The sequence below is a fragment of the Macromonas bipunctata genome, assembly GCF_002837135.1.
Taxonomy (GTDB): Bacteria; Pseudomonadota; Gammaproteobacteria; order Burkholderiales; family Burkholderiaceae_C; genus Macromonas_A; species Macromonas_A bipunctata.
The window spans coordinates 1-14,538 of record NZ_NWBQ01000030.1 but is presented as its reverse complement, the minus strand read 5'-3'; the positions used below and the strand labels follow the sequence as shown (position 1 = coordinate 14,538).

The following is a 14,538-nucleotide window of genomic DNA, read 5'->3' as shown; positions in this document are numbered from 1 at the left end:
CCTCAGCGCCCGGGGCCCCACCATGAACACCTCCACACCAGTGCAAACACCGGATTTCATGCTTTTCACCGGCAACGCCAACCCCGTGCTGGCCGCTGAAATCGCCCAGCACCTGGGCACCACCCTGGGCCAAGCCAACGTCGGGCGCTTCTCCGACAGCGAAGTGACGGTCGAGATCACGCAAAACGTGCGCGCGCGCCACGTGTACGTCATCCAGTCCACCTGCGCCCCGACCAACGACAACCTGATGGAACTGCTGATCATGGTTGATGCGCTGCGCCGCGCTTCCGCCGAACGCATCAGCGTGGTCATCCCCTACTTTGGTTACGCGCGCCAGGACCGCCGCCCGCGCTCCACCCGCGTGCCCATCACCGCCAAGGTGGTGGCCAACATGCTGCAAGCCGTGGGCGTGGACCGCGTGCTGACGATGGACTTGCACGCCGACCAGATCCAAGGCTTCTTCGACATTCCGGTGGACAACATCTACGCCTCGCCGGTGCTGCTGGGCGACCTGCGCGCCAAGAACTACCCCGATCTGCTGGTGGTATCGCCCGACGTGGGTGGCGTGGTGCGGGCCCGCGCGCTGGCCAAGCAGTTGGGCTGCGACATGGCCATCATCGACAAGCGCCGTCCCAAGGCCAACGTGTCGGAGGTGATGCACGTGATCGGTGACATCGAAGGCCGCAACTGCGTCATCATGGACGACATGATCGACACCGCTGGCACACTGGTCAAGGCCGCCGAGGTGCTCAAGCAACGCGGTGCCAAGAGCGTGTACGCCTACTGCACGCACGCCATCTTCTCGGGCCCGGCCATCGACCGCATCTCCAAGGGCGACGCGCTTGACGAGGTGGTCGTCACCAACACCATTCCCCTGAGCCAAGCCGCGCAGGCCTGTGCCAAGATCCGCCAGCTGTCGGTGGCACCGCTGATGGGTGAAACCATCCAGCGCATTGCCAACGGCGAGTCGGTCATGAGTTTGTTCGCGGAATAAACCCCGCATCACTGGGGTGCTTTCAACACCGAAAGCGCCTTTTTTTAACAGGGACAGTCTGGTCGCGGGCGTCCCTACATTGGAGTAAAACCATGCAATTCACCGCTTTTGAGCGCGCCAAGCAGGGCACGGGTGCGAGCCGCCGCCTGCGCAATTCCGGCCGTACCCCTGGCATCGTGTTTGGTGGCGGCACCGAGCCGGCCACCATCGAAATCGACCACAACCCGCTGTGGTTTGCCCTGCAGAAGGAAGCCTTCCACGCTTCGCTGCTGGACATGGAACTGGGCGGCAAGACCGAGAAAGTCATCCTGCGCAACGTGCAATACCACCCGTTCAAGCCGCTGGTGCTGCACGTGGACTTCCAGCGCGTGGACGACAAGACCCGCCTGCACAAGAAGGTGCCGCTGCACTTCGTCAACGCCGAGACTTCGGACGCCGTCAAGAACGACAAGTGCGTGGTCAACCACGTGATGACCGAAATTGAAATCGAGTGCCTGGCCATCCAGCTGCCCGAGTTCATCACCGTGGATCTGGGCAACGCTGTCAGCGGCCAAAGCATCCACGCCAACGACCTGGTGCTGCCCGCTGGCGTCAAGATCGTCACCCACGGCAAGCCGAACCCGACCGTGGCCACCATCGTGGCGCCGGTGGAAGAAGTGATTGCCGCACCGGTGGCCTCCGCCGCTACCGACAAGAAGGGCAAGAAGAAGAAGTAATTCTTCGGCTTGTGCCTCGCTTCAAGGCCCGCTTGTGCGGGCCTTTTTGTTGACACCAACCGCACGACAACACCATGATCAAACTGCTGGTGGGCCTGGGCAACCCGGGCCCGGAATACGAGGACACGCGCCACAACGCCGGTTTCTGGTGGCTGGAGGCGGTGGCGCGCGAACTGAAAGTGACGCTGCAACCCGAGCGCAGCTATTTTGGCGTGATGGCCCGCACCACCTGGGAAGGCCGCCCGCTGTGGCTGCTGGAGCCCATGACCTACATGAACCGCTCCGGCCAGGCGGTCGGTGCGCTGGCGCGCTTCTTCAAGATTGCGCCCGAGGAAATTCTGGTCGCACACGACGAGCTGGATCTGCCCCCCGGCGAGCTCAAGCTGAAGAAAGGCGGCGGTCACGCCGGACACAACGGCCTGCGCGACATCCATGCCCAGTTGGGCAACAGCGATTACTGGCGCTTGCGCATCGGCATTGGCCACCCCGGCGACAAGTCCGAAGTGGCGAATTGGGTGCTGAAGAAGCCCGCCCCCGACCAGCGCGAGGCGCTGCACGCCAGCATAGACCGCGCCGTACGCGCCCTGCCCGACCTGCTGCACGGCCGCATGGACAAGGCCACGGCCCACATCCACACCAGCAAGCCACCCCGGCCCAAACCGCCACGGCCTGCACCGCCCGCAGCGGCCACCATCCCGCCCGACGCTACCAACCGCACCTGAACCGGCACAGCGGCCATCGGCGGTAGCACAAAAAAGGGGCCAAGGCCACCGCACCCAGCCACAAGTTTGTACCATGCGTGGCACGCCCTGTTGAAAGCTGCCATGCCGACCCATTCCATGTCCCAGACCCTTACCGCCGACCCAGCGGCGCGTTTTCGCGTCATTGTGGCGGGCGTGTGCGCCTTGATTTTGACGATAGGCTTGGCACGCTTTGCGTACACGCCACTGTTGCCCATCATGCGGGAGCAAGCCGGCCTGTCGCACGTGGCCGGGGGGTGGCTGGCCACTATCAATTACGCGGGTTACATGTCGGGGGCGCTGCTGGCGGCTTCGGTGGGGGACATGCAGCGCAAGTTCACGCTCTACCGCTGGGGCTTGGTGGTGGCCATCTTGAGCACGCTGGGCATGGGTCTGACGCAGAACGTGTGGTGGTGGGCGGTATGGCGTTTTGCCGGTGGGCTGGCGGGCAGCGCAGGCATGTTGCTGGCATCGGGCCTGGTGCTGAACTGGCTGGTACGCCACCAGTTTCGGCCCGAACTGGGCTTGCACTTCATGGGTGTGGGGCTGGGGATTGTGGTGTCCGGGCTGGGTGTGGGCCTGATGGTGGACTGGCTCACGTGGCAGCAGCAGTGGCTGGGGTTGGGCTGGCTGGGGCTGTTGTTTGGGGTACCCGCGTGGTGCTGGTTGCCCGCACCGGCCATTCTGGCGGGCACCGCTCAGGGCAGTGCAACGGCTCCTGCCCCGCCGAGCCCGCGCTGGATGGGCTTGATGACGGCAGCGTATTTTTGTGCGGGCTTTGGTTTTGCCATCAGCGCCACGTTCACGGTCGCCATTCTGGCCAAGTTGCCGCTGCTGGCGGGCCAAGCGCATTGGGTCTGGGTGCTGGTCGGGTTGGCCACGGCCCCCGCCTGCTTCGGATGGGACAAGGTGGCGCACCGCATCGGGCACATGGCGGCCATCATGTGGGCGTTTGCGTTGCAAACCGTATCGCTGGTGTTGCCGATGGTCAGCCAGAACCCGACGCTCAACGTGGTGGGTGCGGTGCTGTTTGGGGCCACGTTCATCGGCATTGTCAGCCTGACGCTCACGGTGGTGGGGCGGCGTTTTCCGGCCAATCCGGCCAAGGCGATGGCGCGCATGACCCTGAGCTACGGCGTGGCCCAGATTACCGCCCCGGCCATGACGGGCTACATCGCCGATGCCACCGGCAGTTACCAAGGGGCGCTGCTGGTCACGGTCGTCGTCATGACCGCCGGGGTGGTGTTGCTGGGCTTGCTGCGGCGGGAGGAGCGGCTGCACACCTCACCGCTGCAAGCCGCGCCGGTCAAAGTATCACACGCCCCCTGAGCGGCGCAGCAACGCCGGGCCTCAGGTGGCGGCTTGCAGACGCTGGTATTTCAGCAGCAGCGCCTCGCGGCTTTCCACATGCTCAGGGTGGATGGGAATGCACTCCACCGGGCACACCTGCACGCATTGCGGCTCGTCAAAGTGGCCCACGCATTCGGTGCAGCGGTTGGGGTCGATCTGGTAGTAGTCCGGGCCCATCGAAATCGCATCGTTGGGGCATTCCGGCTCGCAAACGTCGCAGTTGATGCATTCGTCGGTGATCATCAAGGCCATGCTGGGGGGCTCCGTTCAACGCTCGACCGGGCCGGTGGCCACGCGCAGCTGCGCCGCCACGCCGGGGCTGACCATTTGGGATACATCACCGCCGAGTTTGGCGATCTCGCGCACCAGCGTGCTGGAGATGCACTGCAACTGCGCCTGCGGCAGCAGGAACACAGTTTCCACACTCGGCAGCAACTTGCGGTTCATGGCCGCCATCTGGGCCTCGTAGTCAAAGTCGGCCACGTTACGGATGCCGCGCACCACGGCACAGGCACCGTGCTCGCGGCAGAAGTCCATCATCAGGCCCTCGAACGGCAACACGCGCACCTGGGGCAACGCGCGCATGCTTTCGGCCACCATGGCGATGCGCTGCTCCAGCGTGAAGCGGGTTTTCTTGTGGTGGGCCACGGCCACGGCCACGATCAGCTCGTCAAACAGGCCAGCGGCGCGCTGGATCACATCTTCGTGGCCCAGCGTGATGGGGTCGAACGTGCCGCTGTAGACGGCAATGCGGCGCGCTGGGGCGGGGGCGGCAGCGGAGGAATCGGCAAAGGCATTCATGGGGCCAGATTATGCGGTGGCGGGCGTGCCCCGCTCCAGCACGTGGTAATGCACCAGACCGGCCTTGCCGTGGCGGTGGACGCGCAGGCCGTAGGCGGCCAGCTCGTCGTCGGCCCACACACGGGGCGCTTCCAGGTAGATGAAGCCGTCGGGCTTGAGCAAGGGCAGCGCAGCCTGCAAGGCCTGGGCAAACAGGGCATCGTTGTGGCCATCGCCAAACGGGGGGTCGAGGAACACCACGTTCCACACCCCAGGTGTGAGGGCGCGCAGGCTGGCCAGGGCATCGCCGGGCTGGATGTGCAGCGTGGTGGCCTGCAGGCGTTGTGCGTTGCGCTGCAAACCGGCCACCAAGGCGCGGTCGCGCTCAAACACGCGCACCTCGGCGGCACCGCGCGAGGCGGCCTCAAAGCCCAACGCGCCACTGCCCGCAAAGGCATCGACACAGCGCCAGCCGCTCAGGTCTTGCCCCAGCCAATTGAACAGGGTTTCACGCACACGGTCGGGCGTGGGGCGCAGGCCGGGCACGGGCGGCACCGGCAATTTGCTGCGTTTCCACTGGCCGCCGATGATGCGGACTTCGCCCACCGGGGCGGCGGTGCGGGACGGGGGTTTGGGGGGTGTTTTGGTTTTCATTTTCGTGTTCAAGGCGTGCCTCCGACCACCACCGTGACCATGCGGTCGGGTTGCAGCACGCGCTGGAAAGCCCGGCGCACTTGCTCTCGCGTCAAACGGGCGATGTGTTGCGGCCAGGTGTCCAGGTAATTGGCGGGCAAATCGTGCCAAGCCATGTTGGCCACGTTGTCGAGCAGTTTGCGGTTGCTGTCCAGCCGCAGCGCAAAGCCGTTGATGAGGGCCGCCTGGGCGGCCTTGAGTTCGGCCTCGGTCGGGCCGTCTTGCACAAAACGCTGCAACTCTTGCCGGATCAGGGCCACGGCCTGCGCAGCTTGGTCGGGCCGGGTCTGCATACCGACTTCAAACGCACCCGCGTGACGGTAAGGCGTGAAGTGACTGCTGACACCATAGGTCAGGCCACGGCGTTCGCGGATTTCCTTCATCAAACGCGAGGTAAAGCCCCCCCCACCCAGAATGTGGTTGCCCACCAACAACGCAAAGTAGTCTGGGTCGGAGCGGGCCACGCCCGGCTGGCCCACGTACACGTGGGCTTGGGCCGAGGCAAACGGCAGGCGGATGTCTTGCACTGCGGTCAAGGCCGCTACCTCGGGCACCCCCGGCAAGCTGGGACAACCGTGCGGCTGCCACCCGGCCAGCAGCTGCGCCACCAGCGCATCGGCACGGGGGCGATCTACCGCCCCCACCAATGTGACGCGGGCATCGCACAGGCGCGCGTGCTGGCGGTAGAAAGCGTGCAAGTCGGCGCTGTGGATGGCGTTCCAAGTCTCGGGGCGGGGATCGTAGCCATAGGGGTGGCTGCCGTACACCGCTGCTGTAAAACGCCGCTGGGCGTGGGTTTCGGGCCGGGTCTGGGCCTCTTGCCAAGCGGCGGTCAGGCGTTCACGCTCACGCGCCCAAGTGGCCGGGTCAAAGGCAGGCGCGGCCAGCTGGCGCGCGGCCAGTGCCACGGCACGTTGCAGCAGGTCAGGCTGCGTCAGGGTGCGCAGGCGCACGGTAAAGCGGTCGGGGCTGGTGCTGGCGGCAAACTGGGCACCGAGGTCGGCCCAGGCCTCGGCGGTGGCGTTTTCGTCCAGCGCAGGATGTTCGGGTGTGGCTTGGGTACCTTTGTCCAACAACCAAGCGGTGGCGCTGGCCAACCCAGCTTGCGCGGCAGGGTCGCGCCGGTCGCCGCCGTCCACGTCGATCTGGATGTCCAGCATGGGCAAGTTGGGCGCGGCCACATGGGCGATTTTGGCCCCGTTGGCGTGTGTCCAGCGTTCGATGCTGGGGCTGGCGTGGACCAGCAGGCCGCAGCTGGCCAGCACACCACAGGCCACACGGGCCAGGGTGCGGCGCCACAGGCCATGCGGTGGCCCGCTGCTGCGCGAGCGAAGGGGCGGGTAAGGGTGCGAGACGTTCATGGCGTGGCGGTACCGGTGGTGTTGGCGGTGGTGTCGGCTTCGGGCAGCAGCCAACCGGCGGTGAGCTGGCGTTCGTCAAAGTAGCGGGCAGCCACGGCCTGCACCTGCTCGGGCGTGACGGTGCGCAGGCGGCGCAGCAGGGTGTCGGTCGCATCCAGCGGCCAGTCCAGCACCCAGTGCTGCCCCAGCTCGCGCGCCTGGGCAAACAGGGAATCGCGCTGGAACACCTGGCCCGCACTCCACTGGTTCTTGACACGCTCCAGTTCAGCCGCACTCACGCCTTCTTGCGCGATGCGGCGCACCTCGGCTTGCAAGGCCGCTTCCAACGTGGCGGGGGCGACCCCTTCAGCAGGGGCGGCCATCAGGGTAAACAGCTGCGGGCCACGCCCCATCAGGCCGAAGGAGGCGTGTACGCTGTCGGCGAGCTTGTGTTCACGCACCAGCGCCCGCGACAGGCGCGCGCCGTTGTGGCCATCCAACACCCCAGCCAGCAACACCAGCGCCAGCGCGTCTTGGTCGCTGGCGGCGGTGGCCTTGGGATGCTGCAAGCGCGGCGCTGGGTAGCCCAACACCAGCAGCGGTTGTTTGACGGTGGCACGGTATTCCATGCGGCGCGGCCCGGCTTGTGGCAGTTCTTGCGGTACCTTGCGTGCGGGCACCGCACGGGCCGGGATGCGGCCATAGTGACGTTCGGCCCAACGGCGCACTTGGGCCACATCCACATCGCCCACCACCACCACAGCGGCGTTGGCGGGCACGTACCAGCGGCGGTAAAAATCGCGCACATCGTCCGGGGTCATGGCGTGCAGATCGCTCATCCAGCCGATGATAGGACGGCGGTACGGATGCACCTGGTAAGCGGCGGCCTCAAACGCCTCGAACATGCGCGCCTGGGGCGACTCTTCCACGCGCTGACGGCGTTCTTCTTTAATCACCTCGATCTCGCGTCGGAACGCATCGTCGGGCCAGCGGTTGTGGACAAAGCGGTCGGCCTCCAAGCGCATCACGGCTTCGAGCCGGTCGGCGGGCACTTGCTGGTGGTAAGCGGTCACGTCGTTGCTGGTAAAGGCGTTGTCGCGCCCACCCAGTTCGGCCACCCGGCGCGAGAACTCACCCTCCGGCACGCTGGGCGTGCCTTTGAACATCATGTGCTCCAGCACGTGTGCCACGCCCGAGGTGCCGTCCACCTCGTCCATCGCCCCCACGCGCACCCACAGCATGTGGACGGCGGTGGCGGCACGCCGGTCAAGCTGCACCACCAGCGTCATGCCATTGGCCAGGCGGAAGGTGTGTACGCCCGCAGCGGGGGCAGCGGCCTGCGCCGACACCGCGGGCACCGCCCCGGCAGCGGGCACGGACGGCCCCGGCGGCAACGGCGTCTGGGCCAGCGCCACGGCAGGCAGTGCCCACGCGGCACCACGTAAGACAAAAGACAGCATGGGGAACGAGGGTTTCATAGAATCCTCTGATTCTAGAAACACGCCCTATGTTCAGCTTCCTCAAGAAAAAATTCTTTTCCAGCGCCCCCGCGCCCGATGCCACCCCGTCCACCGCAGACACCCCACCCACCCCCGCGCCCGTCGCCGCACCGGCTGTCACCGCTGCACCGGCACCGGCGCCCCAGGCACCTGCGGTCAGCGATGCCAGCTCCGCCAGCCTGGCGGTGGTGCAGCCCGCCGACAAGCCCGAAGCCCCGGCGCGCGCAGGCTGGCTCAACCGCCTCAAGCAGGGCCTGAAAAAAACCGGCTCCACCTTGGCGGTAGTGTTCACCGGCACCAAGATCGACGACGCGCTGTACGAGGAGCTCGAAACCGCGCTGCTGCTGGCCGACACCGGCACCCAGGCCACGCAATTCCTGCTCGACGACCTCAAACGCCGCGTCAAGGCCGCCAAGGCCACCGACCCGGCCCAGGTCAAGACCCTGTTGGCCGAGGCCATCACCGACCTGCTGCGCCCGCTGGAGCAAGCCCTGGCCATCGGCGGCCAGCCCGACGGCCCCACGGTGATGATGGTGGCTGGGGTCAACGGTGCGGGCAAGACCACCACCATCGGCAAACTCACCTGCCACCTTTCCAACGCCGGGGCCAGCGTGCTGCTGGCCGCCGCCGACACCTTCCGCGCCGCCGCACGTGAGCAACTGCACGTCTGGGCCGACCGCAACACGGTGGACATCATCAGCCAAGAAGGTGGCGACCCTGCCGCCGTCAGCTACGACGCCGTGTGCGCAGGCCGTGCCCGTGGCCGCGATGTGGTGATCGTGGACACCGCAGGCCGCCTGCCCACCCAGTTGCACTTGATGGAAGAGCTGAAAAAGGTCAAACGCGTGGTGCAGAAAGCCGATGCCACGGCGCCGCACGAAGTGCTGCTTGTCATCGACGGCAACACCGGCCAGAATGCGCTGGCCCAAGTCAAGGCGTTTGACGAAGCCCTGGGCCTGACCGGGCTGATCGTGACCAAGCTGGACGGCACCGCCAAGGGCGGCGTGCTGGCCGCGATTGCGATGTGGGCGCAACAAGCGGGGCGCAGCGTACCGGTGTACTTCATCGGCGTGGGCGAGAAACTGGAAGACCTGCAAACCTTCAGTGCCAGCGAATTTGCGCAAGCCCTGCTGAACTGAAGCCCGCCCTGTGCGCCGACCACCCACGGAGGAAACCCCATGCCGCGTTCATTCCTGAAGCCCTCTCTGCCCCACCGGCCAGCGACGCGCCGGCGCCCTTGGCTGGCGGTAGGCCTGCTGCTGGCGGGCGCTGTGGCGGGCCACGCCAGCGCACAGACCGGCCACGACAGCGCCCCGGCGCGCGCCCAGCGCATCGCCACCCAGGTCTGCGCGGCGTGCCACGGCACCCAGGGCCAAAATGCGGATCTGACCTTCCCGCGCCTGGCCGGGCAGAACGCCGAATACCTGGCCAAGCAGCTGGGGGCGTTCCAGCACGACCGGCGCGTCAGCAGCGCCATGGCGCACAGCACCACCCCGCTGACACCGGACGAGATGCTGGCTCTGGGCCAGTTCTACCAGCGCCAGCCCACCGGGCGCACGCCCGCCACACAGTTGCACCTGGCGGCGCGCGGGCAATACCTCTACCACGTGGGCAACCCGGCCACGGGCGTGCCTGCCTGCGCCTCGTGCCACGGCCCGCAAGCACTGGGGCAAGCAAATCTGCCACGACTGGCAGGCCAGTCACCGGCTTACCTGCGCGAGCAGCTGCGCCAGTTCGCCCAAGGCGGTCGCACCAACGACCAAGGCCAGATGCACGCCACCACCCGCGCCATGACCGACGACGAAATGGCCGCCGTGGCAGAGTACCTCGGCAGCCGTTGATGCGGATGGGCTGGTGTGGCGCCGCTGCGGCAGCGCCCCGGCCTCAGGCGGCGGGCGCTTCCAGCGCCTCCCACGCTGCAATCGCCTCCGAGGCGTACATCAGGGCCGGGCCGCCACCCATGTACACACACACCGCCAGCGTCTCTTCCAGCTCGGCGCGGGTGGCGCCCAGCTTGTGCAGCGCCTTGGTGTGAAAGCCGATGCAGCCCGAGCAACGCTGCGTGACGCCAATCGCCAGCGCCATCAGCTCCTTGTGCTTGGCGCTCACCGCCCCTTCAGCCATCGACGCCTGCGCCAGCTGCGCAAAGCCGCGCATGGTCTCGGACTGCGACTTGCGGAAAGTGCCCAGTGCCTGGTTGATGTCCTTGGTCAGGCTGGCGTGGTCGAACGTGCTCATGTGGCAACTCCTGTATCGAAAAAATAGGGATAGGGGTATCTTAGCACCCATAATCCGTTCATGGCCACTTACCTGATTGGCGACGTGCAAGGCTGCGACCAGCCGCTGCAACGTCTGCTCGATGCGATCGACTTTTCCGCCAGCCGCGACACGCTGTACCTGCTGGGCGACCTGGTGAACCGGGGGCCGGATTCGCTGGCGGTGCTGCGCCGCCTGGTGGCGCTGGGCACCTCGGCGCACTGCCTGCTGGGCAACCACGACCTGCACCTGCTGGCGGTGGCGGCCGGGGCGCGCCCGCTGCACCGCAGCGACACGCTGGACGCCATCCTGCACGCCCCCGACCGCGACGCGCTGCTGCACTGGCTGCACCAGCGCCCGCTGGCCCTGCAAACGCAGGGTTGGCTGCTGGTGCATGCGGGCGTGTTGCCGCAATGGAGTGCCGCGCAAACCGTGGCGCTGGCCGATGAAGTATCGGTCATGCTGCGCAGCAGCGACGGCCCGCACTGGCTGCGCCACATGTACGGCAACCAGCCCGACCACTGGCATGACGGCTGGCAGGGCCATGACCGCTGGCGCGTGGTGGTGAATGCCCTGACGCGCTTGCGTTTTTGCAGCGCCAATGGCGTGATGGAATTCGACACCAAAGACAGCGCCGGGGCCGCGCCCGGCGGCTTCATGCCGTGGTTTGATGTGCCCAACCGGCGCAGTGCCGACACCCCCATCGCGTTTGGCCACTGGTCCACGCTGGGGCTGTTGCAACGCCCCAATCTGCTGGCGCTCGATACCGGCTGCGTCTGGGGCGGTTGCCTGACGGCGGCGTGCCTGTCTGGCACCGCCAGCCCGGGCACGCCCGGCGCAGTCAGCCTGATCCAGGTGCCCTGCCCGCAGGCGCAGCGGCCTGGGATCAACAACAAGCGTTAGGCGTCGGCCTGCTCCGCCACGGGCAGGCTCTTGAACAGCGCCGCCACCTTGCGCCGCGACTTGATGTACGGCGACACGCCGCGCGCCGTGGTGGGCTGGCTGGCGGCCTCCCAGGCGGGCTTGGCCTCGGCGGCGCTGGGCGCGGGCTCATATGGCTTGTCAAAAAACGGATCGACCGGAGCGCGGCTGGGGCGGCTGCTGTAGCGCGGGGCGCGCTCGGCGGGGGCCGGGCGTTCGCTGCGGTTGCGCTCGTCGTGCCACAGGCGCTGGCCGTCGTTGATGCGGCCGGTGGGGCGGCGGTCGCGCGCCAGCTCCAGGGCTTCCACCTCGACCTTCTTGCCGATCAGCTTGCCAATGTCGGCCAGTGCCTTGGCGTCGCGCGCGGTGACGAACGACACCGCCAGCCCAGAGGCCCCGGCACGGCCGGTGCGGCCTATGCGGTGGACGTAGTCCTCGGCGTTGAACGGGATGTCGAAGTTGAACACGCCCGGCACGTCCTTGATGTCGAGACCGCGCGCGGCCACATCGGTACACACCAGCAGCTCCACCTCGCCCGCCTTGAAGGCTTCCAGCGCCTTGGTGCGCTCGTCCTGGCTCTTGTCGCCGTGCAGGGCGGCGGTCTTGAGGCCCTCGCGCTCCAGGCTGCGCGCCAGCCGGGCACAGCCCAGCTTGCTGTTGACGAACACGAACGCTTGGCGGATGGCCTTCTCGCGCATCAGCTGGGCGATGGCGGCGCGCTTGTCGTCGTCATCGACCTGGAAGAAACGTTGCTCCACCGTGGAAGCGGTGGCGTTGGAGCGCGACACCTCGACCGTGACCGGGTCTTGCAGGTAGCTGCTGGCCAGACGCTTGATCTCGGGCGAGAACGTGGCCGAGAACAGCAGCGTGGTGCGCTGCTTGGGCAGGTAGCTCAGGATGCGTTCCAGCGCAGGCAGAAAGCCGATGTCAAGCATGCGGTCGGCCTCATCCAGCACCACGTATTCCACCTGGTGCAGGGCGCAGTTCTTGGATTCGATGTGATCCAGCAGGCGGCCTGGCGTGGCCACCAGCACTTCCACCCCTTGGCGCAGCGTCAGGGCCTGGGGCTTGATGTCGGTGCCACCAAACACCACCGCCGTGCGCAGCGGCGTGTGCTGGGCGTACTGCTGCAGCTGCTGCGCCACCTGGTCGGCCAACTCGCGCGTGGGCAGCAGCACCAAGGCCCGCACCGGATGCCGTGCAGGCGAGGTGGAGGTGCTGGCGTGCTTGAGCAGGCGTTGCAGCAGGGGCAGCGAGAACGCGGCGGTCTTGCCGGTGCCGGTCTGGGCAGCGCCCATGACGTCGCGGCCCTGCAACACCACCGGGATGGCCTGCGCCTGGATCGGGGTCATGGCGGTGTAGCCCATGTCGGCCACCGCACGTGCCAGCGGCTCGGCCAGCATCAATTCAGAAAAGGATTTTTGGGTCATGTAAGCTCGTATTGTCGCACCTTGGGGCACAACGTGCGCGCATTGCCGCAACGGAAATGGGGGCCCGTGGCCCCCGTTGCAGCTGGCGTGGCGTCGGGCTTATGCCGAGGCCGGGACGCTGGTGGCCTGGCCCTGGAAGTCGGTCCAGCAGCGGCGCGTGAAGTCGTACAGCTTGCACTTGCGTGCGGTGTCAAAGTACCAGCGCCAGCTGAAACGCTGGACGATGATGCGCTCGGGCAGCGCGTCTTCCAGCACTTTTTGCGCTTCCTTGAGCTGGTACAGCGGCACGCTCATGTCCACGTGGTGCGCGGTGTGCTCCATGATGTGGTGCATCAGGCCGCCCCAGCGCCACGGAAACGTCAAATGTACGGTGGTGGACACGAACGGTGCGGCCTTGGCCCAGGCGGCCTTTTCATCGTGCCATTGCACGCTGGTGTGGGTGTGGTGCACGTACACCACAAAACCGATCATGGCATTCCAGAACAGGAACGGCACCACAAAACCCATCAGCAGCTGCAGCAGCACCGACTGGCCCGTCCACCAGGCGGCGGCGGCCATGCCCGCAATCCACAACACGCCCACGGCGCTCACCAGCACGTTGTCCCACAGAAATTCGGGGCGGCGCGTGCCCATGTAGGTCTTGCGCGGAAAGTACATGCGCAGCCACCACATCTCGATCAGGTAGTAGAACGCCGGGCCCCAGCCGCTGCGGTACAGGCGCTCCAGCGCGCGGCGGCGTGGTGGCAAGGCCTCGAATTCTTGTTTGGTCCACGGCGCCCAGACAAAGTCCACCCCCTTGAGGTTGGTGTAGCCGTGGTGCACCACGTTGTGGCCGACCTCCCACAGGCTGTAGGGCGTGAGCGACGGCATGAAGGCGATGCGGCCGAGCCAGCGGTTGAGGCCCCGGTGCGGGGTGTAGCTCTGGTGGCAGGCGTCGTGGCCGATGATGAACAGGCGCCCGATCCAGAAGCCGGCCACCACGCCGCACAGCAGCTTGGCCCACCAGGCGCTCAACACCACCGTGCCCACCAGCAGCGCAGCGTAGATGGCCAGATCCAGCAACAGCAGCGCCACCCCCAGGCCGGTGCGGCGCTCGGCCAGCGGCGTGAGCCAGCTGCGGATGATCTTGCGGTGCGGCATGGGCGCCCCCGGCGCAATCGGCTCGGGCGCGGCGTAGGAAGAGGCGGAGGTATCGGACGACATCATGGACGGCGATACTAGTGCCAGTGTGCAGCGCGGGTGTTGACCTACATCAAACGCTGGCCGCAGTGGCGGTCAGCGTTTATAATGCGCGGTTTGCTGGCAACATCCACAAACCCTCAAGGAATTTAAATCATGGCAACCAAGCCGAAGAAAAAGAACCCCCGTCTGGCCTCTGGCCGCAAGCGCGCCCGCCAAGACGTCAAGCTGAACGCCGCCAACAGCTCGCTGCGTTCCAAGTACCGCACCGCCGTCAAGAACGTCGAGAAGGCCGTGCTGGCCGGCGACAAGACCAAGGCGACCGAACTGTTCTCCAAGATGCAAGCCGTGGTGGACATCATTGCCGACAAGGGCATCTTCCACAAGAACAAGGCTGCCCGCGACAAGAGCCGCCTGTCGGCCAAGGTCAAGGCACTGGCGCTGGCCGCTGCCTGATACCCGGCACCTAACCCACATATATCTCAAGCCCGGGCTGACACTTTAGCCCGCTGTTTGTACCGGGTGCGCTGCCAGCAAAGCCCGCACAATTGACATCCTCCCCGCCTTAAAGGACGGGGATTCCTGCTGCCAGACGGCGATGCCCCGCCGCGAGAATGTTTTTGGCCGCGTTCACGTCCCG

At 66.7% G+C, this 14,538-nt stretch carries 16 protein-coding genes; 8 read left to right on the top strand and 8 right to left on the bottom strand.

What is annotated here, in order from left to right; translation table 11 throughout:
- The first annotated feature begins 22 nt into the window (after nucleotides 1-22).
- The 4 genes from CON76_RS04785 to CON76_RS04770 all read left to right on the top strand — a co-directional run bounded on the left by CON76_RS04785 (nucleotide 23) and on the right by CON76_RS04770 (nucleotide 3,779).
- Complete coding sequence (locus CON76_RS04785; protein WP_205758180.1) at nucleotides 23-994, top strand: ribose-phosphate pyrophosphokinase; 972 nt, start codon at nucleotides 23-25, stop codon at nucleotides 992-994.
- A gap of 92 nt (nucleotides 995-1,086) precedes the next feature.
- Nucleotides 1,087-1,710, top strand: coding sequence for a 50S ribosomal protein L25/general stress protein Ctc (locus CON76_RS04780; protein ID WP_101102212.1), 624 nt, complete (start codon nucleotides 1,087-1,089; stop codon nucleotides 1,708-1,710).
- 74 nt (nucleotides 1,711-1,784) lie between these two features.
- Entirely contained in the window at nucleotides 1,785-2,432 is a 648-nt protein-coding gene (pth, locus tag CON76_RS04775) for an aminoacyl-tRNA hydrolase (RefSeq protein ID WP_101102211.1), read from the top strand.
- A 117-nt stretch (nucleotides 2,433-2,549) separates the two neighbouring features.
- Entirely contained in the window at nucleotides 2,550-3,779 is a 1,230-nt protein-coding gene (locus CON76_RS04770) for a YbfB/YjiJ family MFS transporter (protein WP_101102267.1), read from the top strand.
- 21 nt (nucleotides 3,780-3,800) lie between these two features.
- On the opposite strand, the gene CON76_RS04765 is transcribed toward CON76_RS04770, so the two are convergent.
- The 5 genes from CON76_RS04765 to CON76_RS04745 are packed head-to-tail and all read right to left on the bottom strand — an operon-like array spanning nucleotide 3,801 to nucleotide 8,091.
- Nucleotides 3,801-4,052, bottom strand: coding sequence for a YfhL family 4Fe-4S dicluster ferredoxin (locus CON76_RS04765; RefSeq protein ID WP_101102210.1), 252 nt, complete (start codon nucleotides 4,050-4,052; stop codon nucleotides 3,801-3,803).
- Nucleotides 4,053-4,067: 15 nt separating this feature from the next.
- Entirely contained in the window at nucleotides 4,068-4,601 is a 534-nt protein-coding gene (coaD, locus tag CON76_RS04760) for a pantetheine-phosphate adenylyltransferase (protein ID WP_101102209.1), read from the bottom strand.
- Nucleotides 4,602-4,610: 9 nt separating this feature from the next.
- Nucleotides 4,611-5,234, bottom strand: coding sequence for a 16S rRNA (guanine(966)-N(2))-methyltransferase RsmD (rsmD, locus tag CON76_RS04755; protein WP_101102208.1), 624 nt, complete (start codon nucleotides 5,232-5,234; stop codon nucleotides 4,611-4,613).
- A gap of 8 nt (nucleotides 5,235-5,242) precedes the next feature.
- Complete coding sequence (locus CON76_RS04750) at nucleotides 5,243-6,634, bottom strand: M16 family metallopeptidase (RefSeq protein ID WP_101102207.1); 1,392 nt, start codon at nucleotides 6,632-6,634, stop codon at nucleotides 5,243-5,245.
- Nucleotides 6,631-8,091, bottom strand: coding sequence for a M16 family metallopeptidase (locus CON76_RS04745; RefSeq protein ID WP_240592770.1), 1,461 nt, complete (start codon nucleotides 8,089-8,091; stop codon nucleotides 6,631-6,633). The genes CON76_RS04750 and CON76_RS04745 overlap by 4 nt, the downstream gene beginning before the upstream one ends.
- 29 nt (nucleotides 8,092-8,120) lie before the next feature.
- On the opposite strand from CON76_RS04745, the gene ftsY reads away from it, so the two are divergent.
- Nucleotides 8,121-9,251 (top strand): signal recognition particle-docking protein FtsY, encoded by a 1,131-nt coding sequence (gene ftsY / locus CON76_RS04740; protein ID WP_101102206.1) that lies wholly within the window; start codon nucleotides 8,121-8,123, stop codon nucleotides 9,249-9,251.
- Nucleotides 9,252-9,290: 39 nt separating this feature from the next.
- Nucleotides 9,291-9,953: a c-type cytochrome gene (locus CON76_RS04735; RefSeq protein ID WP_101102205.1), complete on the top strand. Its 663-nt coding sequence runs from the start codon at nucleotides 9,291-9,293 to the stop codon at nucleotides 9,951-9,953.
- A 43-nt stretch (nucleotides 9,954-9,996) separates the two neighbouring features.
- On the opposite strand, the gene CON76_RS04730 is transcribed toward CON76_RS04735, so the two are convergent.
- Nucleotides 9,997-10,350 carry a carboxymuconolactone decarboxylase family protein gene (locus CON76_RS04730; RefSeq protein ID WP_101102204.1) on the bottom strand — a complete coding sequence of 118 codons (354 nt, stop codon included), beginning with the start codon at nucleotides 10,348-10,350 and terminating at the stop codon, nucleotides 9,997-9,999.
- Nucleotides 10,351-10,410: 60 nt separating this feature from the next.
- Here CON76_RS04730 and CON76_RS04725 point away from each other — a divergent pair, with 60 nt between their 5' ends.
- Nucleotides 10,411-11,271 (top strand): symmetrical bis(5'-nucleosyl)-tetraphosphatase, encoded by an 861-nt coding sequence (locus CON76_RS04725; protein ID WP_101102203.1) that lies wholly within the window; start codon nucleotides 10,411-10,413, stop codon nucleotides 11,269-11,271.
- Here the strand turns inward: CON76_RS04725 and CON76_RS04720 are convergent.
- A complete protein-coding gene (locus tag CON76_RS04720) occupies nucleotides 11,268-12,719 on the bottom strand; it encodes a DEAD/DEAH box helicase (protein WP_101102202.1) in 1,452 nt (483 codons plus the stop codon). The two genes, CON76_RS04725 and CON76_RS04720, sit on opposite strands and share 4 nt — an antisense overlap.
- 99 nt (nucleotides 12,720-12,818) lie before the next feature.
- Nucleotides 12,819-13,925, bottom strand: a complete 1,107-nt coding sequence (locus CON76_RS04715) for a fatty acid desaturase (protein ID WP_205758179.1) — start codon at nucleotides 13,923-13,925, stop codon at nucleotides 12,819-12,821.
- Between the two features lie 129 nt (nucleotides 13,926-14,054).
- On the opposite strand from CON76_RS04715, the gene rpsT reads away from it, so the two are divergent.
- Nucleotides 14,055-14,354 carry a 30S ribosomal protein S20 gene (gene rpsT, locus CON76_RS04710; RefSeq protein ID WP_205758178.1) on the top strand — a complete coding sequence of 100 codons (300 nt, stop codon included), beginning with the start codon at nucleotides 14,055-14,057 and terminating at the stop codon, nucleotides 14,352-14,354.
- The last annotated feature ends 184 nt before the right edge of the window (nucleotides 14,355-14,538 follow it).

Excerpts from the sequence above, each read along its gene's own strand:
- CON76_RS04730 (WP_101102204.1), bottom strand. The coding sequence starts at position 10,350 with ATGAGCACGTTCGACCACGCCAGCCTGACCAAGGACATCAACCAGGCA.
- CON76_RS04785 (WP_205758180.1), top strand. The coding sequence starts at position 23 with ATGAACACCTCCACACCAGTGCAAACACCGGATTTCATGCTTTTCACC.
- CON76_RS04745 (WP_240592770.1), bottom strand. The coding sequence starts at position 8,091 with ATGAAACCCTCGTTCCCCATGCTGTCTTTTGTCTTACGTGGTGCCGCG.
- CON76_RS04735 (WP_101102205.1), top strand. The coding sequence starts at position 9,291 with ATGCCGCGTTCATTCCTGAAGCCCTCTCTGCCCCACCGGCCAGCGACG.
- CON76_RS04715 (WP_205758179.1), bottom strand. The coding sequence starts at position 13,925 with ATGATGTCGTCCGATACCTCCGCCTCTTCCTACGCCGCGCCCGAGCCG.
- CON76_RS04765 (WP_101102210.1), bottom strand. The coding sequence starts at position 4,052 with ATGGCCTTGATGATCACCGACGAATGCATCAACTGCGACGTTTGCGAG.
- ftsY (WP_101102206.1), top strand. The coding sequence starts at position 8,121 with ATGTTCAGCTTCCTCAAGAAAAAATTCTTTTCCAGCGCCCCCGCGCCC.
- coaD (WP_101102209.1), bottom strand. The coding sequence starts at position 4,601 with ATGAATGCCTTTGCCGATTCCTCCGCTGCCGCCCCCGCCCCAGCGCGC.
- rsmD (WP_101102208.1), bottom strand. The coding sequence starts at position 5,234 with ATGAAAACCAAAACACCCCCCAAACCCCCGTCCCGCACCGCCGCCCCG.
- CON76_RS04725 (WP_101102203.1), top strand. The coding sequence starts at position 10,411 with ATGGCCACTTACCTGATTGGCGACGTGCAAGGCTGCGACCAGCCGCTG.
- CON76_RS04770 (WP_101102267.1), top strand. The coding sequence starts at position 2,550 with ATGTCCCAGACCCTTACCGCCGACCCAGCGGCGCGTTTTCGCGTCATT.
- rpsT (WP_205758178.1), top strand. The coding sequence starts at position 14,055 with ATGGCAACCAAGCCGAAGAAAAAGAACCCCCGTCTGGCCTCTGGCCGC.
- CON76_RS04750 (WP_101102207.1), bottom strand. The coding sequence starts at position 6,634 with ATGAACGTCTCGCACCCTTACCCGCCCCTTCGCTCGCGCAGCAGCGGG.
- CON76_RS04780 (WP_101102212.1), top strand. The coding sequence starts at position 1,087 with ATGCAATTCACCGCTTTTGAGCGCGCCAAGCAGGGCACGGGTGCGAGC.
- CON76_RS04720 (WP_101102202.1), bottom strand. The coding sequence starts at position 12,719 with ATGACCCAAAAATCCTTTTCTGAATTGATGCTGGCCGAGCCGCTGGCA.
- pth (WP_101102211.1), top strand. The coding sequence starts at position 1,785 with ATGATCAAACTGCTGGTGGGCCTGGGCAACCCGGGCCCGGAATACGAG.